The organism is Streptomyces avicenniae (genome assembly GCF_000719135.1).
In the GTDB taxonomy this organism is placed as follows: domain Bacteria; phylum Actinomycetota; class Actinomycetes; order Streptomycetales; family Streptomycetaceae; genus Streptomyces; species Streptomyces avicenniae.
In genome coordinates this window covers 94,262-119,053 of record NZ_JOEK01000019.1, presented here as the reverse complement: position 1 = coordinate 119,053, position 24,792 = coordinate 94,262, and the positions used below count along the sequence as shown (strand labels likewise).

Here is a 24,792-nt window from a genome sequence, read left to right as displayed (position 1 = left end):
CCGCGCGCCCCTGCGCCCCGCTCCCACCCGCCTCCACGGAAGGAACCCGTCATGCGGCACGGCCTGACCCGCCGGTCCCTCCTCGGCAGCGGCCTCGGCCTCACCGCGGGACTCGCCCTCGCGGGCTGCGGCGACGGCCCGCAGCTGCCGCCCGCCTCCCTCAACTCCCGCGTGCAGCTGCCCGACTACATCCCGTTCGACGGCGTCCCCACCACGCTGCCCGGCACCGCGGCCGGTGTGCCGAGCGGCTACGCCCACTACCCGGCCGAGCCGGTCGTCGCCTTCCCCGACGGCCCGCCCGCGCGCGGCGACGGCATCTCCGTCATGACGCTGATCTTCAACCCGGTGCCGCCGCCCCCCGACCGCAACACCTACTGGCGCGCCCTGAACGACAGCCTCGGCACCGACCTCGACTTCGAGATCGTCTCCGTCAACGACTACGCCAACAAGACCGCCGTCGTCGTCGCGGGCGGCGACCTGCCCGACGCCATGGCGATCGTGCCGCAGACCGGGCAGCGCCCCGCCATGTTCCACGCGCTCTTCGAGGACCTGACCGAGCACCTGTCGGGCAGCGCCATCCGCGACTACCCCAACCTGGCGAACATACCGACCCGTTCGTGGGCCACCACCGTCTACAACGGCGGCATCTACGGCCTGCCCATGCCGCGCGCCGCCGCCGGGTCCGTCATGTACTACCGCGCCGACCGCGTCGCCGAACTGTCGCTCAACCCGCAGCCGGCCAACTTCGCCGAGTTCGAGGAGCTGTGCATCGGCCTCACCGACCGCGACCAGCACCGCTACGCCGTCGGCGACCCGCTGACGACGTTCTACTTCGTCCTCGAAATGCTCGGCGCCCCCAACAAGTGGCGCGAGGAGAACGGCCGTTTCCAGTGGTGGCTTGAGGACGAGACGGTCGGCCTCGCCCTGGAGTCCATGCGCCGCCTCAACGAGGCGGGCGTCATCCACCCCGACGGCTTCAACGTCATCGGCCGCTTCAAGGACTGGTTCGCCAGCGGCCAGATCGCCATCAACTACGACGGCAACGTCGCCTGGAACGACTACTACCGGAACTACGCCGCCACCGCCGACGGCCCCTTCGAGGTGGACGGCATGATCGCCCCCGGCTACGACGGCGGCACCGGCACCCACTGGGCCGGGCTCTCCAGCTTCGCCACCCTCGTCCTCAAGAAGGCACCCCGCGCGCGGATACGCCAACTGCTGCGCGCCTTCGACGCGCTCGCCGCCCCGTTCGGCACGGACGCCTACCTGCTGCGCAAGTACGGCGTCCGCGGCGTGGACCACGAACTGGAGGGCACCGACCCCATCCTCACCGACACCGGCGCCGTCGAGACCACCCTGCCGACCCTCTTCGTCACCGACGCGCCCGGCGCCCTCTACCTCCCCGAATGGCCCGACGTCGTCCAACGGCAGCACAGCTTCCACCAGCGCGCCGTGGACGTCCTGACGCCCAACCCGGCCGAAGGGCTCTACTCCGACACCGCCGTCTCGCGCGGCGACCAGCTCGAACTGCGCGTGCTGGACGAGGTGAAGGCCGTCATGCGCGGCCGGGCCTCCGTCGCCTCCTTCGACGGCGTCATCGCCGACTGGCGGCGCGAGGCCGGAGACCAGATCCGCGCCGAGTTCGAGGAATCCTGGGAGAGCTTCCAGTGACCAGCCCCACCGACCCCCCGGCCCCCCGCGACCACGCCTGGTGGACGCGGACGGCCGACACCCTGCTGCGCGCCCCCCGCGCGCACGCCACCCAGCGGCACGCCCTCGTCCACCTCCCCGGACCCGCCAGCGCCAACGGCCGCTGGAGCGACGGCCTCGAAGGCTTCGCCCGCACGTTCCTGCTGGCCGCGTTCCGCCTCGCGGGCGCGGGCGGCGCCGACCCCGACCACCTCGCCGAGTGGTACGCCGAGGGCCTCGCCGCGGGCGCCGACCCCGACAGCCCCGAACGCTGGCCGCGCTTCGACGAACGCAACCAGGCAAAGGTCGAGGCCGCGTCCATCGCCCTCGCCCTGCACGAGACCCGCCCCTGGATCTGGGACCGGCTCACCCCCCGCACCCAGGAGCACGTCCTCACCTGGCTCGGCCACATGGTCGGCGACGCGATGCCCGGCAACAACTGGATCTGGTTCCAGGCCGTCACCGAGGCGTTCGCCCGCACCGCGGGCGGCTCCTGGTCGCCCGCCGACCTGGAACGCACCGTCGAGCTGACCGACCGGTGGTACACCGGCGACGGCTGGTACTCCGACGGCCTCAGCGGCGGTGCCCACCGCAACTACGACCACTACAACGGCTGGGCCATGCACTTCTACCCGCTGTGGTTCTGCCGCATCCTGGGCCCCGACGCGCCCCCCGGGCTCCTGGACCGCTACCGCGCCCGGCTGCGCCGCTTCCTCACCGACCAGGCCCACCTGATCGGCGCCAACGGCTCCCCGCTGATCCAGGGCCGCTCCCTCACCTACCGGTTCGCCGCCCTCGCCCCCGTCTGGACCGGCGCCCTGTTCGACGCCACACCGCTGGAGCCCGGCCTCACCCACCGCATCACGGACGGCATGCTCGGCCACTTCCTCGACCACGGCGCCGTGGACGGCGACGGCCTGCTCAGCCTCGGCTGGCACCACGCGTTCTCCCGCATCACGCAGGTCTACTCGGGCCCCGCCTCGCCCTACTGGGCGTCCAAGGGCTTCGCCGGGCTGCTGCTGCCCCCCGACCACCCCGTCTGGACCGCGCCCCACGCGCCCCTTCCCGTCGAACAGGCCGACTTCACCCGGGTCCTCACCGCGCCCGGCTGGACGGCGGTCGGCACGGCGGCGGACGGCGTCGTGCGCGTCGTCAACCACGGCAGCGACCACGCCGACCCGGCCCGCCTCGTCTCCGACGACCCGGTCTACGCCCGCCTCGCCCACTCCACCCACACGTCCCCCGAGATGCCCGCCGACCCCGCCGGCGGGCCCCTCGACTCCACGGTGACGCTGGTGGACGCCGACGGCCGCGCCGCCCACCGCCGACCGCTGGAACGCCTCCGGCACACCGTCACCACCGGCGTCTCCCGCAGCCGCGCGCACTGGCCCGCCGACGAGGAGTGGGACCCGTTCGGCGGCCCCGACACCGACCACCGCCTCGGCCCGTGGCTGACCGTCGCCTCCGTGCTGCGCGGCCCCGTCGAGATCCGGCTCGCGCGCGCCGACCCGGCGGGCCCCGGCGACCACGACCTGCCGCTGACCCTCAGGTTCGGCGGCTGGCCCCTCACCGGCCACGACGGCGGCACGGCCCGCGACGAGGCCCCCGGCGCGCCCGCCCACGCGGCCGTCACCGGTACGGGCGGCCTCACCTCGACCGTGGCGGGCCTGCGCGGGCTCGGGCGGGCGGCCGTGACACCGTCCGAGAACACCAGCCCCCTCGGCCCGCGCTCCGCGGTCCCCCAGCTCACGACCACCGGCGCCGTACGCCTCGGCGTCGTCCACGCCGCCGCCGTCCACCTCGGCGGCGCGCCGCTCGACGCGGCACACCTGCCCACCCTCGCCGTCACCCCGGCGGCCGACGGCGGACCGGAGAGCGACATCACGCTCGCCTGGCCGGACGGGACCCACGACACCCTCGTCCTCCCCGCCGCACCCCACCCGACGGAGGCACGCTGACCGTGCACGACCATCGCCACCTCGCCGAAGACCGCATCGCCACCTTCCTGCGCACCCGGCTCACCCCCGCCCTCCACGGCCCGCCCGTCCCGTTCGACCTGTCGGCCTGGCGCGTGCCGGGCGAACCCGTCACGCTGGCGGAGGCGCAGGCCGCCGCCTACGAGCCGTTCACCCTCGGCGACACCTGGGGCCGACCCTGGGCCACGACCTGGCTGCGCGCCCGCGCCACCGTCCCGGCCGCGTGGGCGGGCCGCCGCGTCGAAGGCGTCTTCGACCTCGACTTCGACTACACCAAGGGGCCGGGCGGCCAGGCGGAAGGGCTCGTCCACCTCGCGGACGGCACCCCCCTCCAGGGCCTCCACCCCTACCACCGCACCGTCCTGCTCACCGAGAACGCCACCGGCGGCGACCCGATCGACCTCCTGATCGAGCTGGCCGCCAACCCGCCGATCATCGGCAGCGCGGGCATCGGCACCCACTTCGGCGACCTCGCCACCGCCGGGGACACCCCGCTGTACCGGCTGCGGACCGCCGAGATCGCCGTCCGCCACGAGGACGTGTGGCATCTGCTGCACGACATGACCGTCCTCGACGAGCTGATGCGGCAGCTCCCCGCCGACAGCCCCCGCCGCCACGGGATCAGGCACGCCCTGGAGGACGCGGTCGAGTCCATCGACGGCCGCGACATCCCCGGCACCGCGCACCGCGCCCGCGCGGCCCTGGCCGACGTCCTGTCCCGCCCCGCCCACGCGTCCGCCCACCGGATCACGGCCGTCGGCCACGCCCACATCGACTCCGCCTGGCTGTGGCCGATCCGCGAGACCGTCCGCAAGTGCGCCCGCACCTTCACCAACATGACGACCCTCGCCCGGGAGTACCCCGAGCTGGTCTTCGCCTGCTCCTCCGCCCAGCAGTACGCCTGGATCAAGGAGGCGAGGCCCGAGATCTTCGCCCGCGTCAAGCAGGCCGTCGCCGACGGCACCTGGGCCCCGGTCGGCTCCATGTGGGTCGAGGCGGACGGCAACCTGCCGGGCGGCGAGGCCCTGGCCCGCCAACTCGTCCACGGCCGCCGCTTCTTCGCCCGCGAACTCGGCGTCGAGACCGACGGCGTGTGGCTGCCCGACTCCTTCGGCTACACCGCCGCCTACCCGCAGCTCGCCAAGCTGGCGGGCGCCAACTGGTTCCTCACCCAGAAACTGTCCTGGAACGAGACCAACCGCCTGCCCCACCACACGTTCCAGTGGGAAGGCATCGACGGAACGCGCGTGTTCACGCACTTCCCGCCCATCGACAGCTACAACGCCGAACTCACCGGCGCCGAACTCGCCCACGCCGAGAGCAACTTCGCCGACAAGGGCGTCGCGACCCGCTCGCTCGCCCCCTTCGGCCACGGCGACGGCGGCGGCGGGCCCACCCCCGAGATGCTGGAACGGGCCAGGCGGCTGCGCGACCTGGAGGGCTCGCCCCGCGTCAGCGTCGAGTCCCCCGACGCCTTCTTCACCGCCGCACGCGAGGAGTACCCCGACCCGCCCGTGTGGCGCGGCGAGTTGTACCTGGAGACCCACCGGGGCACGTACACCAGCCAGGCCCGCACCAAGCGCGGCAACCGGCGCAGTGAGGCGCTGCTGCGTGAGGCCGAACTCTGGTCGGCCACCGCGGCGTTCGGCACGGGCGCCGAGTACCCGTACGAACGGCTCGAACGGCTCTGGCAGCGCGTCCTGCTCCTCCAGTTCCACGACATCCTGCCCGGCACGTCGATCGCCTGGGTGCACCAGGAGGCGGAGCGCTCCTACGGCGAGATCCACGCGGAGCTTGAGGAGATCGTCGCCACCGCGCTGGCCGCCCTCACCACCGGCACGCCGGGCGACGGCGCGCTGAGCGTCTTCAACGCGGGCTCGTTCCGCCGCGAAGGCGTCGCCCTGCTCCCGGCCGGGACCTCCGCGCCCGCCGGGGCGCAGCGGCTGTCCGACGGACGGATCGCCGTCCCCGCCGACGTACCGGCGGCCGGGGCCGCACCGGCCGGCGGCGCCACGGGCGGCGCGCCCCTGGGCGTGGAGGCCGGGACCACCGCCGGGGGCATCGTCCTCGACAACGGCCTGCTGCGCGTGCGGATCGACGGCGACGGGCTCGTGCGCTCGGTGTACGACCGGACGGCCGACCGCGACGTCATCGCCCCGGGCGCGGCGGGCAACCTGCTCCAGCTCCACCCCGACCTGCCCACCAAGTGGAGCGCCTGGAACCTCGACCACACCTACCGCGCCACCGTCACGGACCTCACGGACGCGAAGTCCGTCACCCTCGCGGACGCCGGGCCGTACGTCGCCGCCGTCCGCGTCGAGCGTGCCTTCGGCGACTCACTCCTCGTCCAGCACCTCGAACTCGCCGCGGGCAGCAGGCGCCTGACGGTGCGCACCGACATCGACTGGCAGGAACGCGACACCGTGCTCAAGGCCGCCTGGCCGATGGACGTCCACGCGGAACACGAGAGCGCGGAGATCCAGTTCGGCCACGTACGGCGCCCCACGCACACCAACACCAGCTGGGAGGCGGCGCGTCACGAACTGTGGAACCACCGCTGGGTCCACGTGGGCGAGCACCGCTGGGGCGCGGCGCTGCTGAACGACAGCACCTACGGGCACGACGTCGCCCGCGACACCCGGCCCGACGGCGGCACGACGACGACCGTACGCCTCAGCCTGCTGCGCTCCCCGCACAGCCCCGACCCGCTCGCCGACGCGGGCCGCCACCGGTTCACGTACGCCCTGGAGGCCGGTGCCGACCTGGGCGCCGCGCTCGCCGGGGGGCACGACCTGAACATCCCGCTGCGGGCCGTGCCCGGCCGCGCCGTGGCGGAACCCCTGGTCGCGCTGGACGACGACCAGGTGGTCGTGGAGGCCGTGAAACTGGCGGACGACCGCTCGGGCGACCTCGTGGTGCGGCTCTACGAGGCGCACGGCGGCGCCGCGTCCGTCACGCTCGGGACGTCCTTCGCGCTGGGGGAGGCGTACACCTGCGACCTGCTGGAGAACCCGGCGCCCGACCCCGAACCCCTCACCCCGACCGGCGCCGTCGCCCTGCGGCTGCGGCCCTTCGAGATCCGCACGCTCCGCCTGACGCGCTCCCGGCCGGTCACCCGCAGGACGTGACCCCTCCCGCACCCCTCTCCTGCACCCCGCGACGGCCCGGCCGTCGCGGGGTGCGCGTGACGTGGCCGGTCTCCGTCGGCGATGACGCGGAACTCCCGTCCTGGCTCCTGCGTCGATAGCGTTCCGCAACGAGTTCGACGGTGTGCCGGGGAACTTGGAGAAGCTGCGGGATTCCTACGACTTATGTGCGCAGGCGTTGCACACGTACTGGCCGAAGTTGCAGACGGCGCAGGGCCAGGCGGATCGTGCCTTGGATCGTGCGATCGCTGCGCAGGCGGATCTGACGTCGGCGCAGGGCTCGTTGGGGGATGCGCAGGACTGGGTGTCGCGGGCCGGTGACGAGTCGGACCGGCTCCAGCGCGAGGGCGAACGGGACAACGCCCCGCCGCCGGACGAGGCGGAGGTCCGCGCGGCCACCCGTGATCGTCAGGCGGCCGACTCCGCCCGCGAGGCGGCGCAGGCGCGTGTGGATGCCGCGCAGGACAGCCTGGACGCCGCCCGTGAACTCGCCGTTCAGGCAAGGGAGATGCGCGAGGAGGCCGCTCGCGAGGCGGCCCGTGACATCGACGAGGCGTCCGACGCCGGGATCCAGAACCGCAAGTGGTGGCAGGACGCCGTCCACTGGGTGACGGAGAACTGGGACACCATCGTTGACGTGTGCAGGGTGATCGTCGCCGTGCTCGGCGTCGTCGTGATGATCATCGGTGGGCCGCTCGCGCTCCTTGTGCTTGCGGCGGCGTTGGTCGTCCTCGCCGATACGTTGATCAAGTATGCGCGCGGCGAAGCATCCCTCTGGGACGTCGCCTTCGCCGCCCTCGACTGCATCCCGGGCATGAAGGGCCTCACCACCCTCGGCGGCCTCGCCCGCGGCATGCGAGGACTCGCTTCGACGGGGCTACGCGGATTACGGCAAGGTGCTTTGCGTCTGGGCCGCCGCACGCGCGGTGACGGAGTTCCCATGCAGGCGCGCAACGAGTGCGGTGACCCGGTGGATGTCGCCACCGGCGAGCTGCTGATGTCGGCGATCGATGTCGAACTGCCCGGTGTGCTGCCCTTGGTGCTGGAACGGCATCACATCTCCAGTTACCGTGCCGGCCGCTGGTTCGGAACTTCCTGGACGTCCACGCTCGACCAGCGGCTCGTGCTCGATGACCATGGAGTACGCCTGTTCACCGCCGACGGGATGACGCTGCTGTATCCGCGGCCCATCCCCGGGGAGCCTGTTCTCCCGGTCGAAGGTCCCCGCTGGCCGCTTTCCTGGGATGGTCGGCCCGGGGCTCCGATAACGGTCGAGCAGCCCGAGACCGGGCACGCGCTCCACTTCGAGCCCGTCAGCGGACGCGCCGGTACCGATCTACCGCTGTGTGCCCTCACCGATCGCAACGCCAACCGGATCGGCATCCTGTACAGCGAACACGGCGCGCCCACCGACGTCGTCCACAGCGGGGGCTACCACATCGGGGTCACGACCGAGCGGGGCACCGTCACCGAGTTACGCCTGCTCAGCGCGCCCGACCGGCCGGTGCTGAAGCGTTACGGCTATGACGACGCGGGGAACCTCGCCGAGGTCCACAACTCGTCGGGCCGGCCGCTCGTATTCGGCTACGACGATCAGTTCCGCATCGCCCGATGGGAGGACCGCAACGGCTACTGGTACAGCTACCGCTACGACCCGCAGGGCCGCTGCGTGGGGACCACAGGCACCGACCGCGTACTGGAGTACGGCTACCGGTACGAAGCGGAGAACCACCGCACCAGCGTCACCGACTCCCTCGGCCACGTCACGGTCTACCAGTTCAACGACAGCTACCAGCTCATCGCCGAGACCGATCCACTCGGCAACACGACGACCTACGCGTGGGACCGCTACGACCGCCTGCGGTCCAGTACCGACCCGCTCGGCCACACCACGGCCCGGGTCTACGACGACGTGGGCCGCCTGATCACGGTGACGGGGCCGGACGGTGCCTGGGGACGGGGCGAGTACAACGATCTCGGCCTGCCTGTCGAGGTGCGGCTGGCCAGTGGCGCGGTCTGGCGGCAGGCGTTCGACGCGCGCGGCAATCGCACTGTCCTGGTCGATCCGGCGGGAAACCGCACCCGGTTCGGGTACGCGGAGAACGGCGCGCTGATCACCGTCACCGATCCCCTGGGCGACATGGTGCGTCTCGACTGCGACAGAGCCGGACTTCCCATCGTGGTGACCGACCCCCGAGGATCGCTGACCCGTTGCGAGCGGGACGCCTTCGGCCAGCCCGTGCGGATGACCGATCCGCTCGGCGCCACCACGCTGATCACCTGGACACCGGAGGGCAAGCCCCTCTGTCAGACCGACCCGGCAGGCGGCTCCCGCACCTGGAGATGGGACGGTGAGGGCAACCTCCTGGCCGCCACCGATGAGCACGGCGCCACCACGCGCTTCACCTACGGCCCCTTCGATCTCCCCACGTCCGAGACCCGCCCCGACGGAGCGCGCTACCTCTTCCACCGCGACACCGAGCTGCGTCTCGTCGAGGTCACTGCACCTGACGGGCGGACCTGGCGCAACACGTACGACGCCACGGGCCGGCTGACGCAGGAGACGGATTTCGACGGGCGCAGCACGCGCCACACACTCGACGCCGCTGGGCGAACGGTCCTCACCCGCAACGCGGCGGGCCAGTACGTCTCCTCTGAGTACGACCCCGTCGGACGGCTCACCGCCAAGACCACGTCCGACGGCCACACCTCCCGGTTCACCTACGACGAAGACGGCCGCATCGTCCGCGCGACCTCGTCCGACTGCGAGATCAGGCGCAGTTACGACCTGGTGGGCAACCTCCTCGAAGAGCGCGTCAACGGCCGCGTTCTCGGCGTACAGACCGATATCTTCGGCCGCCTCCTCCGCCGCACCACCCCCCAGGGACACAGCAGTGCCTGGACGCACGCCGCGGACGGGCCGCCGACCATGCTGACCACCGCCGGGCGTTCGTTCCGCTTCACCCACGACGCCGCAGGCCGCCGCACCGACACTCTTGTCGCCGACCACACCGGACAGGATCTCCTGCGCCTCACACAGCGCTGGGACACCATGCGGCTCATCGAATCCGCCGTCACACGCGCCTCGCACCCCGGCCATGTCCTGTGGCGACGCGCCTACCGTTACCGGGCGGACGGCTACCTCAGCGCCGTCCACGGACTGTCAGGTTCCGCTGAATTCGCCTTGGACGAGACCGGACGCATCACCGGCGCAACGGGTCCCGAGGGGAGGGAAAGCTATGTCTACAACTTCCTCGGCGATCAGGTCGCCGCCCAGTGGCCGGCCCCCGCCGAGCGGCAGCCCGCGACCGGTACCGGCCGCCGCGCCTACACCGGCACCCTCCTCACCCGTGCCGGGAACCTGCGATACGAGTACGACGCCGCGGGCCGCACCGTTCTCCGTCAGCGCAAGCGGGAGTCCCGCAGGCCCGACACCTGGCGTTACACCTGGGACGCGGAGGACCGCCTCACCCGGGTCATCACGCCTGACGGCACCGAGTGGCGCTACACGTACGACCCCTTCGGACGACGCACCGCGAAACTGCGCCTGGCACCCGACGGTGAGACCGTCGCCGAGGAAACGACGTTCACCTGGCATGACACGACCCTCGTCGAGGCGACGACCCGCACCGCCGACCCCGCGTGCCCCTCGACGACGCTGACCTGGGACTACGACGACCAGTCGCGGCCCCTGTGCCAGACCGAACGGCATGGCGGGATCGACGAACGCTTCTACGCCATCGTCACCGACCTCATCGGCACCCCTGTCGAGCTGATCGACGAACACGGCGGAACGGCATGGCGGGCACACGCCACGGTGTGGGGCGCCCCCACCCGTCGCGCTGCGGGCGCGGCGTCCACGCCGCTGCGGTTCCCTGGCCAGTACGCCGACGAGGAGACCGGCTGGCACTACAACTTCCAGCGACACTACGACCCGGCGACCGGCCGCTACACGACACTCGACCCGCTGGGACTGCTACCGGCGCCGAACCCGTTCAGCTATCCCCACAACCCGCACACGTGGATGGATCCGCTGGGGCTGGCCGCGCACGACCTGGGCGACATGTTCGGCGTGCCGCGCCGCCCCGGCGTGTACACGATCCACCTCGGAAACGGGACGAAGTACGTCGGCATGTCAACGACGAACATCAACGCGCGGGTCACCGCGTCGATGAGCGCGAGTCACGCGGTGGGCAGCCGCGGCCACACGACCGCGAATGTCGCGAACGTGACCTGGTTCGAGCTTCCCGCCGGTGTGACCCGAACGACGGCACGACGCGTCGAGCAGTCCGTCATGGAAGGATGGAAGGGCGCCGGCGTCACGCTGCTCAACCGTCGGGACCCGGAGATCCACGTGCCGTTCGGCGGCTACATCTGACGGCCGGAGCACGGAAAGTCCGCCGGATTCCATCCGACCGAGGACAGCGAGGGACAGTTCATGGGGACGTGGGGAAGCGGCCTTCTGGAGAACGACACCGCCCAGGACGTGCTGGAGGAGTACGCCGAAGCCTCCCCTGCCCAGCGGTTGGACTCGATCACGCGGATCCTGAGCGATCCACCCCTCGACGAGTCCGCGGATGTCTTGGTGGAGGAGGTCATCACGGCTGCCGTCGTCGTCGCGGCCAACCTGCCCGACGGAGCGGACCTGCCCTGGAACAGCGGCGTCCCGGGAATCACCGAGTGGCTGGACAAGCCGCTGCCCGTCGGACTGCCCGCACTCGCACGGGACGCCTTGACCGTGACACTTCCGGAGGACAGTTGGTGGTGGCGTAGCTGGACCGACCCGGGGGACAGAGAACAGGCGGCGTCCTCCCTCGCTCGTCTCACGGCGGTGCTCGACCCCGAGGACGCCGGATGAGCACCGCCGTGGTGTGCTGATGCGCCACTTCTCGACGCTCGATCCGGCACGTTCAGCGGGGTTCGAGCGCCGGAGTCACGGTGTGCGGGCGCAGGACCATGAGGGAGCCCTCCGGGGCCGCCACCATGGCGAAGGGGAACCGGTCCAGCTCAAGACAGAGCGCGACGTCGTCGGGATGGGTTCCCTGCCGCACGCCCTCCGTCAGCTCGGCGGCGGCGCGTGACGCGCCCGCGCGGCGGAGGTACGGCGCCGCGTCCGTCGCGGCCCCGGCGGCTCTGCGCGCGATGTACCGGGCGCAGGCCAGGTCCTCGTCGGCCCGCCCGTCCTCCCCGGTGACCACGAACGTGATGTCGCCGCCGCCGCGCGCCCGCAGGAGCCGTGCGGTCGCCTCCGCGACCACGAAGCCCGCGCACAGCACCAGCGGCGCGTCCCTCACGGCGAGAGCGCCGACCGTCCCCGCCGTGGTCTTCTGCACGACGGTCCGCCCCCCGAGGTCCATCGACCGCAGCAGGCCGGGCGAGTTGACGGCGTCGAACCCCGGCGCGGGAGGACCGTCCTTGAGCGCCACCCAGTCCGGGTGGCGGGCCTTCAGCGCCAGAGCCTCGTCCGACGACCCGGCGAGCACGATCCTCTCCGCCCCTCGCGCGAAAGCCCAGGCAGCCACCGTGTAAGCACGCATGACGTCCACCACGACCGCCACGCGCGGGACTTCGACCAGATCGGCGATGCCGAGGAAACGCGCGCCCATCCGGCCATGATCCCGCATACCCGGCCCGAAGCAGAGGGATGACAGATGTCATGCGAGGTCATGACAGTCCGCATGTCCACGCCGCCCCGCGCCGCGGAAGGCTTGAGGCATGACGGACACAGCTATCAGCGCGAGCGGCCTGTGGCGCAGGTACGGCCCCACGGGCGACGCCGGGTTCGACGCCGTACGGGGCCTCGACCTGGAGGTCGGGCAGGGCGAGCTGTTCGCCCTCCTCGGCACCAACGGCGCGGGGAAGACCTCCACCCTCGAAGTCCTGGAGGGCCTGGCTCAGGCCACCCGGGGGACGGTACGCGTCCTCGGCAAGGACCCGTACGCCGAGCGCGCCGCCGTACGGCCGCGCATCGGGATCATGCTCCAGGAGGGCGGCTTCCCCTCCGACCTGACCGCCGAGGAGACCGCCAGGATGTGGGCGGGCTGCACCAGCGGCGCCCGCCCCGTGCGGGAGGCCCTGGAGACGGTCGGCCTCGCCGAGCGCGCCCACGTACGCGTCGGGCAGCTCTCCGGCGGCGAGCGGCGGCGCCTCGACCTGGCGCTCGCCCTGCTCGGCCGCCCCCAGGTCCTGTTCCTGGACGAGCCCACCACCGGCATGGACGCCGAGGCGCGCCGCGCGACCTGGCAGGTCGTCCGCGACCTGCTCGGCCAGGGCACGACCGTCCTCCTCACGACGCACTACCTGGAGGAGGCGGAGGCCCTGGCGGACCGCCTCGCCATCATGCACAAGGGCCGGATCGCCGTGTCAGGGACGCCGAAGTCGGTCACGGCGCAGGGCCCCTCCCACATCCGCTTCCGCCTCCCCGAGGACATCGCGCGCTGGCAGCTCCCCGCCGCGCTCGGCGCGCGCGGCGTCGGGGACGACGTGCGGATCGAGACGTACGACCTCCAGGGCGCCCTCACCGGCCTCCTGCTGTGGGCGCGGGACCACCGCGTCCAGCTCACCGGGCTCGACGCCCGCACGGCCTCGCTCGAAGAGGCGTTCCTCGCCATCGCCGGTGACAGCCGGTACGACGACGCCGCAGCGGAGGTGGCCGCCCGATGAGCACGACCACGCGCACGACCCACCCGACCCACCCGACCCCGGCGCACGACGCGGGCGCGGGCACGGCACGGCGCACGACGTCGGCCGGACGGATGGCCGCCCTCGCCCGCGCGGAGGTGACGCTGCTCATCCGCAACCGCACCGCCCTGTTCACCGCCCTGGGGATGCCCCCGGTGATGATCGTCTCCGCGCGGACGACGCTCGACCGCGCCGGTATCCCCGCCGAGACCGGCCTCAGCACGGCCGAGGTCCTCCTGACGGGCGGCATCGTGACGGTGCTGGCGCTGGTCGTCTACACGACGCTGGTCGCCGCGTACGTCAGCCGCCGCGAGGAGCTGGTCCTGAAGCGGCTGCGCACCGGCGAGGTGCGGGACCCCGAGATCCTCGGCGCCACCGCCCTGCCCGCCGTCGTGATCGCCCTGCTCCAGATCCTGCTGCTCGTCGCCCTCGGCACGGCCCTGTGGGACGGGCAGCTGCCCGAGCGTCCCGACCTGATGCTCGCCGGGGTGGCCCTCGGCACCGTGATGACGGCTGCGCTCGCCGCGGCGACGGCGGCCGTCACCAGGACCGTGGAGAGCGCGCAGGTGACGGCGCTCCCGCTGCTCGTCGTCGCGTTCGCCGGGTCGGGCATCGCCGTCCCGCTCGAAGTGTTCCCCTCGGGCGTGGCCGACGTGCTGCGCGTCCTGCCGCTCGCCCCGATCGTCGATCTCGTCAGGGGCGGCTGGGTCGGCGGCCTCGACTCCGCCGGGACGCTGCGCGCGCTCGGGACGGCGCTGGCCTGGACGGTAGTGTCGGTCCTCGCCGTGCGGCGCTGGTTCCGCTGGGAACCGCGCGGCTGAGGCCACGGACGCGACACGGGAGCGGGAGACGTCATGCCGGACGACCGTACGCGGCGCGGGGCGGCGGCCGGACCGGGCTGGTTCCGGTGGTGGACCGGCCGGTCGGGCCCTGCCCGGGTCGAGCTGATCACCCACTGGGGCTTCTACGCCTACGCCGTCGGGTTCGGCGTCGCCGGGGCCGCCGTCGTGACGGACGGCCTGCGGGCGACGTGGGCCGACACGGCGGCCGTGCTCCTCTTCTTCGCGTACGGCGTGCTCGGCGGAACGGCCGCCTCCCAGGCCCTGCGCTGGGCGGTGGGCCGCCGCGCCCGCCCCACCGTGCTCATCGCCGCGGCGGTCCTGGCGGGCGCCGCCGTCCTGCTCCTCGTCCTGGCCCGACAGCCGTCGGACCCGACCCGCGACGAGGCGACCGGCTACGTCTTCGCCCTCGGCAGCGCGATCCTCCCGGTCGCGGTGCTGACCGTGCAGGCCCTCCCGGCGCGCAGGATCGCCGCCCTCGTGACGCTCGTCGTCGCGCTGGTCACGGCCGGGAGCCTGGCGGCCGGGCTCCCGGCCGTGGCGGTGTTCGTGAACTTCTGGGCCACGCTGTGGTTCGCCCTCGCCTCGGTCTTCTTCAGCAGGACGTCCGGCTGGATGATGCAGATCATGTGGGAACTGCTCGACGCCCGCGACACGCGCGCCCAGCTCGCGGTGGCCGAGGAGCGCCTGCGGTTCGCCCGCGACCTGCACGACGTCATGGGCAGCAACCTGTCCGTCCTGGCGCTCCAGAGCGAACTGGCCGCCCAACTGGCCAGGCGCGGCGCCACGGACGCGGCGGTCGGCCAGATGGAGGAGGTCCAGCGCATCGCCCGGGAGGCGCAGGCCGAGATCCGCGCCGTCGTCCGCGGCTACCGCGAGGCGGACCTGGCGACCGAACTCTCCGGCGCACGCGGCGTGCTGGAGTCCGCGGGCATCGACTGCGCCATCGACACGCCGGGCCCGGAAGGCGCCGTCGCCGCCACCCTCGCGCCGTCCGTGCAGGTGGCCCTCGGCTGGGTCGTCCGCGAGGCGATCACCAACGTCCTGCGGCACTCCGACGCCGCGAGCTGCGAGATCCGGCTGCGCGTCGAGGGCGAGCGGGCCGTCCTCACCGTCGCCAACAACGGCGCCCGCACCCCCGCCCCCGCCCCCGCCCCGTCGAGCGGCGGCACCGGGCTCGCCGGCCTCGGCGAACGGCTCGCCGCCCTCGGCGGCACCCTCACCACGCACGCGCAGGACGGCACGTTCGTCCTCACCGCGTCCGTCCCCCGCCAGGAGGAGCGATGACCCTGCGCGTCCTGCTCGCCGACGACGAGCACCTCATCCGCGGCGCGCTGGCCGCGCTGCTCGCCCTGGAGGACGACCTGGAGGTGGTCGCCGAGGCGGCGGACGGCGACGAGGCCTTGGCCATGGCCCGCGCCCACCAGCCCGACGTCGCCGTCGTGGACCTGCACATGCCCCGGCGCGACGGGCTGTCCGTCGCCGCCGAGCTGCGGACCCTGCTGCCCGGCTGCGCCGTCATGATCGTGACCAGCCACGGCCGCCCCGCCGCCCTCAAGCAGGCGCTGGCGGCGGGCGTCCGCGGTTTCCTGCCGAAGACCGTCTCGGCGCAGCGGCTCGCGGAGCTCATCCGCCTCGTCCACGCGGGCACCCGCTACATCGACCCCGAACTCGCGGCGGACGCCATCAGCGCCGGTGACTCGCCCCTCACCGACCGCGAGACGGAACTCCTCGGCCTCGCCGCCGACGGCGCCCCGATCGCCGAGATCGCCGCCCGCGCCTCGCTCGCCCCCGGCACCGTCCGCAACTACCTCTCCGCCGCCGCCGCGAAGCTGGGCGCGGAGAACCGCCACGCGGCGGCCCGTACGGCACGCGACCGCGGCTGGCTGTGAGCGTGCGCCCTCAACGGGCGCGCGTCTCCACCGGGTAGGGCACGTACGTGCGCCGGTCCGGGGCGATGGCGAGCCGTCCCCCGGCCGGGGGACGGGCGCGCTGCGCGCAGTCGCGGCGTTCGCAGATCCGGCAGCCGAGGCCGATCGGTGTCGCCGCGCGCGGGGCGTCCAGGTCGATGCCCTCGGCCTGCACGAGACGGTGCGCGTGCCGCACCTCGCAGCCGAGCGCGACGGCGAACTCGGCGCGCGCGGCGTGGTGTCCAGGGCCGCCGCGCGTGACGGTCCGCGCGATCCAGAAGTACCGCTTGCCGTCCGGCATCTCGGCGACCTGCGTCAGGGTCCTGCCCGGCGAGGAGAACGCCTCGTACACCGTCCACAGCGGGCAGGTGCCGCCGAGCCGGGAGAAGTGGAAGTCGGTCGCGGACTGGCGCTTCGAGATGTTGCCCGCGCGATCGACGCGCAGGAACGAGAACGGCACGCCGCGGCGGCCCGTGCGCTGGAGCGTGCTCAGCCGGTGGCAGACCGTCTCGAAGCCGACGCCGAAGCGCGCGGACAGCAGCTCGACGTCGTAGCGCGTCTCCTCGGCCGCCGCGTGGAACGCGGTGTAGGGCATGAGCAGCGCGCCCGCGAAGTAGGTGGCGAGGCCGATGCGCGCGAGGGCCCGTGACTCGGGCGAGGACAGGCCGCGCGCGCCGTCGCCGAGGCGGTCGAGGAGCGCGCCGTGTTCCAACAGGGCCAGCTGGGTGGCGAGTTGGAAGGCGCGCTGGCCGTCGCTCAGCCAGGGGGAGAGGAACAGCAGCCCGCTCTCCCGGTCGAAGCGCCGCGCGTCGGCCGACCCGCCCTGCGACGTCTCGACGACCCGCACGCCGTGCCGCCCGGCGAGGTGCCTGATCAGCGGGTCGGCGGCGCGGCCGGGGCGGGGCGCGAGGGCGGCGGCGGCGCGCTCGGCCTCGCTGTCCAGCGGCTCGAAGTGGTTGTGGTGCGCGTAGAAGAAGTCCCGTACCTCGTCGTGCGGTTCCGACGGCGGCAGCGGCGCCCGCGTCCCCGGCGAGGCCAGCGCGGCGGCCTGCTCGGCGGCGTCACGGTAGCGGCGGTGCAGGGCGACGAGGGCGCGCGCCACCTCGGGGTGGTCGCGCGCGGCCTCCGCGATCTCCTCGTCGGCGGGCAGCGGCACCCCGCACGCCTCGTCGGCGAGCGCGGTCCGCAGATCGACGGCGAGCCGCTCCCCGTCCGCCTCGGAGAAGAACGCCGCGTCGATGCCGAACGCCTCCGCCAGACGCAGCAGCACGGGCGCCGTCAGCGGGCGCTGGCCCTGCTCGATCTGGTTCGCGTAGCTGGTGGAGATCCCCAGGGCGCGCGCCATGGCGACCTGGTTCATGCCGTGCTCGCGGCGCAGACGCCGCAGTTTCGCCCCGGCGTAGATCCGCCGCGCAGCCGGTTCCCGCGCCATGCGCGCCCCTCCCTCTCCGTCCGTTGCGAACATAGCATTCGCACCTTTCGCAGAATCCGCAGATCCGCAGGTCCTGGCTGTACGGATTCCGCAGCGTGGAGCGGTGGCCCGGCCGCCGGGCACCGGGCAGGCTCGATCACGTCCCTCCGCACCGCCGCACGTCCCCCCGCGAGGAGTTCCGTGATCGAGCACCACGTCCGGGTCCACCCCAGCGCCGACCACCTGCCGCGCGAGGACCAGCTCGCCTGGAAACTCGCCGCCGTGGCCACCGCCACCGGGCAGCCGGACGCCGACAGCGCCGCCATGGCCGTCAACCGCGTCATCGACAACGCGGCCGTGGCCGTCGCGTCCCTGAACCGCCGCCCCGTCGCCGTCGCCCGCGCCCAGGCCACCGCCCACGGCGCGGGCACGCGGCGCGGCGCGTCCGTCCTCGGCTCGTCCGCCCGCGTCTCCCCGGAGTGGGCCGCCTGGGCGAACGGCACGGCCGTGCGTGAACTGGACTTCCACGACACCTACCTGGCCGCCGACTACTCCCACCCGGGCGACAACATCCCGCCCCTCCTGGCCGTCGCCCAGCACACCGGCCGCACCGGCGCCGACCTGCTGCGCGGCATCGTCGCCGCCTACGAGGTCCACGTCGCGCTGGTCAAGGGCATCTGCCTCCACAAGCACCGCATCGACCACGTGGCCCACCTGGCCGCCGCCACCGCCTGCGGCATCGGCGCGCTGCTGCGGCTGCCGACCGGGACGGTCCACCAGGCCGTCCAGCAGGCCGTGCACACCACCACCGCCACCCGCCAGTCCCGCAAGGGCGAGATCTCCAGCTGGAAGGCGTACGCGCCCGCCTTCGCCGCCAAGGCCGCGATCGAGGCCGTGGACCGCGCGATGCGGGGCGAGACGTCGCCCTCGCCGGTCTACGAGGGCGAGGACGGCTTCCTCGCCTGGATGCTCGACGGCCCGGACGGCGCGTGGACCGTGCCCCTGCCCGCGCCCGACGAGCCCCGCCGCGCCATCCTCGACACGTACACCAAGGAGCACTCCGCCGAGTACCAGGCCCAGGCCGTCATCGACCTGGCGCGGCGGCTGCGCGAGCGCACCGGCCCCACGGAGCGCGTCCGCTCGGTCGTCCTGCACACCAGCCACCACACCCACCACGTGATCGGCTCCGGCGCGAACGACCCCCAGAAGTACGCCCCCACCGCCAGCCGCGAGACCCTCGACCACTCGCTGCCGTACATCCTCGCCGTCGCCTTGGAGGACGGCACCTGGCACCACGAACGCTCGTACGCCCCCGACCGCGCGCGGCGCCCCGCGACCGTCGCGCTGTGGCGCCGGATCACCACCGTCGAGGACCCGGAGTGGACCCGCCGCTACCACGAACCCGACCCGGCCCGCCGCGCCTTCGGCGGCCGTGCGGTGGTCACCCTGGACGACGGCACGGTCATCGAGGACGAACTCGCCGTCGCCGACGCCCACCCGGCCGGTGCCCGCCCCTTCGACCGCCCCGCCTACAGCGCCAAGTTCCGCACGCTGGCCGAAGGCGTCGTCACCGCAGCCGACCAGGACCGCTTCCTCTCCACGGCCGAACGCCTCGCCGCCCTCGACGCGCCAGGGCTCGACGGCCTGTTCCCCGTCACCGACACGCGGGCCATCGCCGCACTCGACGCCCGCCTCCCCGAGGGGCTGTTCTGATGCTCCTCCACACGAGCACCACCCCCGAGGAACGCCGCCGACGCCTGCGCGAACGGCTCGCCACCGGGCGGCTCCTCGTCATGCCGGGCGCCCTCAACCCGCTGACCGCCCGCCTCGTCCAGGACACCGGCTTCGAGGCCGCCTACCTGTCGGGAGCCGTCCTCGCCGCCGACCTCGGACTGCCCGACATCGGCCTCACCACCTCCACCGAGATCGCCGCCCGCGCCCAGCAGACGACGCGCGCCACCGACCTGCCCGTCCTCATCGACGCCGACACCGGATTCGGCGAACCGATGAACGCCGCCCGCACCGTCCAGCTCATGGAGGACGCGGGCCTCGCAGGACTGCACCTGGAGGACCAGGTCAACCCCAAGCGCTGCGGCCACCTCGACGGCAAGGCGGTCGTGCCGCGCGCGGAGATGGTCCGCCGCGTCCGCGCCGCCGCCGACGCCCGCCGCGACCCCGGCTTCCTCCTCATGGCACGCACCGACGCCCGCGCCGTCGAAGGGCTCGACGCCGCGATCGACCGGGCCAAGGCGTACATCGACGCGGGCGCCGACGCGATCTTCCCCGAAGCACTCGCCGACGAGGCCGAGTTCGCCGCCTTCCGCGCCGCCGTCCCCGTCCCGCTGCTCGCCAACATGACCGAGTTCGGCAAGAGCCCCCTCCTGGACACCCGCACCCTGGCCGACCTGGGCTACGACATCGCGCTCTACCCCGTCACCCTGCTGCGCCTCGCCATGGACGCCGTCGAGAACGGGCTGCGCACGCTCGCCGCCGAAGGCAGCCAGGAATCCCTGCTGCCACGGATGCAGACCCGCTCACGCCTGTACGAACTCCTCGGCTACCAGGACTACGCGCGCTTCGACACGTCCGTCCACGACTTCACGCTCCCGCCCGGCACCTGACGCACCGGAAGGCCCCTCCCAATGTCCACCACCGCCCCACCCGCGATCCACCGCGGCCTCGCCGGTGTCGTCGTCGATACCACCGAGATCTCCACCGTCATCCAGGAGACCAACTCCCTGACCTATCGCGGCTATCCGGTGCAGGACCTCGCCGCCCACCGCTCGTTCGAGGAAGTCGCCCACCTGCTGTGGCACGGCGAACTCCCCGACGCCGCACAGCTCCGCGAGTTCCAGGCACGCGAACGCGCCCTGCGTCCGCTCGGCCGCACCACCGCCGAACTGCTGGCGCGGCTGCCCGAGACCTGCCACCCCATGGACGTCCTGCGCACCGCCGTCAGCCTCCTCGGCGCCGAGGACCCCACCGAGGACGACGGCAGCCCCGTCGCCCAACGCGCCAAGTCCCTGGCCCTGCTGGCGAAACTGCCCACCGTCGTCGCCGCCGACCAGCGCCGCCGCCGACACCTCGCCCCGATCCCGCCCGACCCCGGCCTCGGCTACGCCGAGAACTTCTTCCACATGTGCTTCGGCGCCGTCCCCGATCCCGAAGTGCTGCGCGCCTTCGAGATCTCGCTCACGCTCTACGCCGAACACAGCTTCAACGCCTCGACGTTCACCGCGCGCGTCGTCACCTCCACGCTCTCCGACCTGCACAGCGCGGTCACCGCCGCCGTGGGCGCCCTCAAGGGCCCGCTGCACGGCGGCGCCAACGAGGCCGTCATGCACATGCTGGACGAGATCGGCGACCCCGCGCGGGCGGGGGAGTGGCTGGACGGGGCGCTGGCCGCCCGGCGCAAGATCATGGGCTTCGGCCACCGCGTCTACAAGCACGGCGACTCGCGCGTCCCCGTCATGCAGGGCGCGCTCGACCGCCTGGTGGCCCGCGCGGACGACCCCGCCGTGGCCCGCCTGGCCGCGCTGCACACCGCCCTGCGCGAGGCCATGCTCGCCCGCAAGGGCATCCACCCCAACCTGGACTACCCGGCGGGGCTCGCGTACCACCTCATGGGGTTCGACACCTCGGTCTTCACGTCCCTGTTCGTGATGAGCCGCGTCACCGGCTGGACCGCGCACATCACCGAACAGCTCGCCCACAACGCGCTCATCCGGCCGCTCGCCTCCTACGACGGCCCCCACCAGCGCCCCGTCCCCCGCACCGCCCCCACGGCGCGTACATGATCACGTCGTGTCCCGGACGGTCGTCGCGGTAGCGCGCGACTCAGCGGGGGAGGAACGCGTCAGACACCGGGGATGTCAGGCTTCGCGGCGACGAGCATGCTCCTCGGGATCACCACGAGGCGTTCGTCCGGGCCGATCGACACCCCTGCGGGCAGCCTCGTGCCGAGGGAACTCGACAAGTCCCGCCCGATGACGGCGACATCGCCGTTGGCCAGCTCCCACATGTCGGGGCAGTCGGGGGTGTCCGAGGTGACTCCCAGTTCCTGCGGCGACTTGCCGAGCCGCCGTACGAATGTCGTCTCCGGATCAGCTTCCCATGACCTCGTCACGGCATCCTCCCCCCGTTCGGGGACCGAGGGCGGCAACGCTAGCACCGTGCGTGACGGGGGCGACCGTCCTTGCTCCGGCCTTCGCTAGGAACAGGCCATCCCTCTCGTGGGACATATGCCGTCCTACCATGCCGAAGGGGACGGTGCCGGTCAGGCGGCGGGGGTGAACAGTTCGGTGAGCAGTGCGGCGCCCTCGGCCGGGGCGCGGACCTCCAGGTGGAGGTCCGGGCCGTCGAGGTGGAGGCGGAAGTCGAGGAACGGGCAGCAGCCCTGCTCGTCCGCCGCCAGCCCCGCGACCGTCGCGGCGCGCGCCGCGGGCAGCGTCAGCCGCAGCCCCTCGGGGATCTCGACGCGGCGTGCGCCGTCGAGGGCCCGCCGCCAAGCGGCGACGCGTTCCTCCCGCGCGCCGCCGCCGAGCGAGCACGCCACCGCCGCCGCACGCCACCGCTCCGGCACGGCGGTCGCCCGGCCAGGGGCGAGGAAGCCGCACCCGGGATCACAGCGCCCGGTGCGGTCGGGCAGCGCCGCCAGGTGCTCCAGCGCGGCGCGCAACCCGGCGGTGAAGGCCGCCAGTTCGGCCGCGCGCCCCTCGGCCGCCGCCAGCCGGGCGGCGATCCTCGGCCGCAGCTCCGCCTTCACCTCACGGCACGCGCCCGACTCCCACACGGACAGCAGCTCGGCGATCTCTTCGAGCGGCAGCCCCAGATGCTTGGCGGCGCCGATGAACTCCAGCCGCTCCACGGCGTCCTCGCCGTAGACGCGGTAGCCGGAGGCCGTCCGCGCGGCGGGCAGCAGGCCCGCCGCGCCGTAGTACCGCAGGGTGGTCGCCGGGACGCCGGTGCGTTCGGCGAGCCGGGAGATCCGCATCGCGCTCATACGGCCGACCGTAGACCTTCGACCCGGCTCGAAGGTCAAGCGGCCGGGGCGCAGCAGTCGCAGCCGTCGGCGCGTTCCGCCTGCCGGGGCGCCGGTGCGGCGCAGCAGGCGTCCCCGCGCCAGGCGTCGCGGCCCTCGCGCACCGCCACGGCCGCGATCACCAGCGCGGCCACGGGGTCGGCCCAGCTCCAGCCCAGGGTGGCGTTGGCCACGAGCCCGGCCAGCAGCACGGCGGACAGGTAGGTGCACAGCAGGGTCTGGCGCGAGTCGGCGACCGCCGAGGCGGAGCCCAGTTCACGCCCGGCCCGCCGCTGGGCGGCCGACAGGAACGGCATCACGGCCAGCGACAGCGCCGCCAGCACGATGCCGGGCAGCGAGTCGTCCGCCGCGTGGCCCCCGGTCAGTGTGCGGACGGCATCGACGCTGACGTAGGCGGCCAGCGCGAAGAACGAGACGGCGATGACGCGCAGGGCCCGCGCCTCCCGTGCCTCCCGCACCGCGTGGTCGGCGGCGGAGAACTGCCAGGCCACGGCCGCCGCCGAGGAGACCTCGACCAGCGAGTCCAGGCCGAAGCCGATCAGCGCGGAGGACGAGGCGAGCGTGCCCGCGGTGAGCGCGACCGCCGCCTCGACCAGGTTGTAGGCGATGGTCGCGGCGACGAGCCACCGCACCCGGCGGGCCAGCGCCTCGCGCCGCGCCGGGGAGGGGCCCACCGTCAGGGCCACGGGTATGCCCGCCATCAGCAGCAGCCCTTCTCGTCGGCGTCGGCGCAGGTGCGGTCCGCCTCGACGGCGACCACGGCCGCGCGCAGGTCGTCCAGCGCGTGCCCGAGGCGCGGGTCGGCGAGTTCGTACCGGGTGCGCCGCCCCACCGGGACGGCCACGACCAGGCCGCAGTCCCGCAGGCACGCGAGGTGGTTGGACAGCCGGGTACGGGAGATGCCCAGCCGGTCGGCCAGGTCGGCGGGGTGGGCCGGTGCCTCGCGCAGGGCGAGCAGCAGGCGGCAGCGGATCGGGTCGGCCAGCGCGCGACCGAACCGCGCCAGCACCTCGATGTCAGGGGCAACAGTCAGCACGCCGCCACGTTAGTACACGATCGGGTGAACTCATAGGCTGCTGAACTCTCCCGGTGGCGGCGGAGCGTCACGCCTCCCCGCGCGAACGCGCAGGGCGGGCGGTGACGACCTGGACGACGCGCTTGCCACGGCTGTGGCCGGTCTCCGCGGCCCGGTGCGCCTCCGCGATCCTCTCCATCGGGTACACCTTCGCGACGACCGGGCGGAGCTCCCCGCGTGTGACATGTCCGGCGAGCGCGGCCAGGCCGTCGCGCGACGCCTTCGCCCGCGTGACGCGCACCCGCGGCCCCGGCAGCACGAGGGACAGCGCGGCGTACCCCATGCCCCGCGCGGCGAGCGTCACCATCCTTCCCCCGCGCCCGAGCCGCCCGCGGTACGCGCCGAGTGACGTGCCGTGCAGGTCGATGACGGCGTCGAACGCAGCCGCCCCGGCGAGCGGGCCGAGGTCGGCGTAGTCGTAGGTCTCCGTGGCCCCCAACTCCGCGCAGAACTCCGCGTTGTCCGCCGCGGAGACTGCCGCGACCTCCGCCCCCAGCGCGCGGCACAGCTGGAGCGCGACGCTGCCGATGCCGCCGCTCGCCCCGACCACGAGCGCGCGCCGCCCCGGCCCGACGCCCACGGCACGTACGGCGGCCAAGGCCGCGAGCCCCACCGTCGGGAGCGCGGCGGCCTCCACCGGATCGGCCCCCGGTGGCAGGTCCCCGACCAGGGACTCCTTCACGCACACGTACTCGGCGGTGGTGGCGGCGCCGACCGCAAGGACGCAGCCCCACACGTCACGGCCGACGAGCGAACCGTCCGCCCCGGCGCCGACGGCGACGACCTCGCCCGTGAAGTCCTGGCCGATCCCCTTCGGGAAACGGAAGCCGCTGACCGGACGCATCCGGCCCGCCCTGACCTGCGCCTCGACGGGATTCACGCTGCTCGCGTGCACCTTCACCAGCACCTGCCCCGCCGCCGGGGCGGGCACGGGGACCTCGGCGACCTCCAGCACCTCGGGCGGGCCGTACTTCCGGTAGCGCACGGCGCGCATGGTCGTCTCTCGGATCGCGGGCATGGTGAG

Annotated in this window: 19 protein-coding genes; 12 read left to right on the top strand and 7 right to left on the bottom strand. The window is 73.6% G+C overall.

Translation table 11 applies throughout. From position 1 onward, the window contains the following. Nucleotides 1–51: 51 nt before the first annotated feature. The 5 genes from IF27_RS27810 to IF27_RS27790 all read left to right on the top strand — a co-directional run bounded on the left by IF27_RS27810 (nt 52) and on the right by IF27_RS27790 (nt 11,669). Nucleotides 52–1,671 carry an extracellular solute-binding protein gene (locus tag IF27_RS27810; RefSeq protein ID WP_052852618.1) on the top strand — a complete coding sequence of 540 codons (1,620 nt, stop codon included), beginning with the start codon at nt 52–54 and terminating at the stop codon, nt 1,669–1,671. Then, entirely contained in the window at nt 1,668–3,647 is a 1,980-nt protein-coding gene (locus IF27_RS27805) for a DUF2264 domain-containing protein (protein WP_190233124.1), read from the top strand. Before IF27_RS27810 ends, IF27_RS27805 begins: the two co-directional genes overlap by 4 nt. Before the next feature lie 2 nt (nt 3,648–3,649). Further along, nucleotides 3,650–6,793, top strand: coding sequence for an alpha-mannosidase (locus IF27_RS27800; RefSeq protein ID WP_052852617.1), 3,144 nt, complete (start codon nt 3,650–3,652; stop codon nt 6,791–6,793). A 142-nt stretch (nt 6,794–6,935) separates the two neighbouring features. Then, on the top strand, nt 6,936–11,189 hold the full coding sequence (locus IF27_RS27795) for a DUF6531 domain-containing protein (RefSeq protein ID WP_190233123.1): 4,254 nt from the start codon (nt 6,936–6,938) through the stop codon (nt 11,187–11,189). Between the two features lie 60 nt (nt 11,190–11,249). Continuing rightward, nucleotides 11,250–11,669 (top strand): DUF4259 domain-containing protein, encoded by a 420-nt coding sequence (locus IF27_RS27790; RefSeq protein WP_052852615.1) that lies wholly within the window; start codon nt 11,250–11,252, stop codon nt 11,667–11,669. Between the two features lie 52 nt (nt 11,670–11,721). On the opposite strand, the gene IF27_RS27785 is transcribed toward IF27_RS27790, so the two are convergent. Next, entirely contained in the window at nt 11,722–12,417 is a 696-nt protein-coding gene (locus IF27_RS27785) for a 2-phosphosulfolactate phosphatase (RefSeq protein WP_052852614.1), read from the bottom strand. Nucleotides 12,418–12,526: 109 nt separating this feature from the next. On the opposite strand from IF27_RS27785, the gene IF27_RS27780 reads away from it, so the two are divergent. The 4 genes from IF27_RS27780 to IF27_RS27765 are packed head-to-tail and all read left to right on the top strand — an operon-like array spanning nt 12,527 to nt 16,223. After that, entirely contained in the window at nt 12,527–13,474 is a 948-nt protein-coding gene (locus IF27_RS27780) for an ABC transporter ATP-binding protein (protein ID WP_052852613.1), read from the top strand. After that, nucleotides 13,471–14,313, top strand: coding sequence for an ABC transporter permease (locus tag IF27_RS27775; protein WP_052852611.1), 843 nt, complete (start codon nt 13,471–13,473; stop codon nt 14,311–14,313). The genes IF27_RS27780 and IF27_RS27775 overlap by 4 nt, the downstream gene beginning before the upstream one ends. Nucleotides 14,314–14,346: 33 nt before the next feature. Further along, nucleotides 14,347–15,618, top strand: a complete 1,272-nt coding sequence (locus tag IF27_RS27770) for a sensor histidine kinase (protein WP_052852608.1) — start codon at nt 14,347–14,349, stop codon at nt 15,616–15,618. Further along, the gene (locus IF27_RS27765) at nt 15,615–16,223 is read left to right on the top strand and encodes a response regulator transcription factor (protein ID WP_052852607.1); all 609 of its coding nucleotides are present in this window, start codon (nt 15,615–15,617) and stop codon (nt 16,221–16,223) included. The genes IF27_RS27770 and IF27_RS27765 overlap by 4 nt, the downstream gene beginning before the upstream one ends. Before the next feature lie 10 nt (nt 16,224–16,233). Here the strand turns inward: IF27_RS27765 and IF27_RS27760 are convergent, their stop codons facing one another. After that, nucleotides 16,234–17,673, bottom strand: coding sequence for a short-chain fatty acyl-CoA regulator family protein (locus IF27_RS27760; RefSeq protein WP_052852606.1), 1,440 nt, complete (start codon nt 17,671–17,673; stop codon nt 16,234–16,236). 180 nt (nt 17,674–17,853) lie between these two features. Between IF27_RS27760 and IF27_RS27755 the strand changes: the two genes are divergently transcribed. The 3 genes from IF27_RS27755 to IF27_RS27745 are packed head-to-tail and all read left to right on the top strand — an operon-like array spanning nt 17,854 to nt 21,449. Further along, complete coding sequence (locus tag IF27_RS27755; RefSeq protein WP_052852605.1) at nt 17,854–19,365, top strand: MmgE/PrpD family protein; 1,512 nt, start codon at nt 17,854–17,856, stop codon at nt 19,363–19,365. Continuing rightward, nucleotides 19,365–20,273 (top strand): methylisocitrate lyase, encoded by a 909-nt coding sequence (prpB, locus tag IF27_RS27750; RefSeq protein WP_052852604.1) that lies wholly within the window; start codon nt 19,365–19,367, stop codon nt 20,271–20,273. Before IF27_RS27755 ends, prpB begins: the two co-directional genes overlap by 1 nt. Before the next feature lie 21 nt (nt 20,274–20,294). Next, entirely contained in the window at nt 20,295–21,449 is a 1,155-nt protein-coding gene (locus IF27_RS27745; RefSeq protein ID WP_052852603.1) for a bifunctional 2-methylcitrate synthase/citrate synthase, read from the top strand. A gap of 59 nt (nt 21,450–21,508) precedes the next feature. Here IF27_RS27745 and IF27_RS27740 read toward each other — a convergent pair whose 3' ends face one another. From IF27_RS27740 to IF27_RS27720, 5 genes are all read right to left on the bottom strand, one after another. Then, nucleotides 21,509–21,778 carry a hypothetical protein gene (locus tag IF27_RS27740; protein WP_052852602.1) on the bottom strand — a complete coding sequence of 90 codons (270 nt, stop codon included), beginning with the start codon at nt 21,776–21,778 and terminating at the stop codon, nt 21,509–21,511. A 150-nt stretch (nt 21,779–21,928) separates the two neighbouring features. Beyond that, nucleotides 21,929–22,654, bottom strand: coding sequence for a MerR family transcriptional regulator (locus tag IF27_RS27735; protein WP_052852601.1), 726 nt, complete (start codon nt 22,652–22,654; stop codon nt 21,929–21,931). Nucleotides 22,655–22,689: 35 nt separating this feature from the next. Next, nucleotides 22,690–23,394: a cation efflux transmembrane domain-containing protein gene (locus IF27_RS27730; protein WP_052852600.1), complete on the bottom strand. Its 705-nt coding sequence runs from the start codon at nt 23,392–23,394 to the stop codon at nt 22,690–22,692. Beyond that, nucleotides 23,394–23,729 (bottom strand): ArsR/SmtB family transcription factor, encoded by a 336-nt coding sequence (locus IF27_RS27725; protein WP_052852599.1) that lies wholly within the window; start codon nt 23,727–23,729, stop codon nt 23,394–23,396. The genes IF27_RS27730 and IF27_RS27725 overlap by 1 nt, the downstream gene beginning before the upstream one ends. 67 nt (nt 23,730–23,796) lie before the next feature. After that, nucleotides 23,797–24,786, bottom strand: a complete 990-nt coding sequence (locus tag IF27_RS27720; protein ID WP_052852598.1) for an NAD(P)-dependent alcohol dehydrogenase — start codon at nt 24,784–24,786, stop codon at nt 23,797–23,799. Nucleotides 24,787–24,792 lie beyond the last annotated feature (6 nt).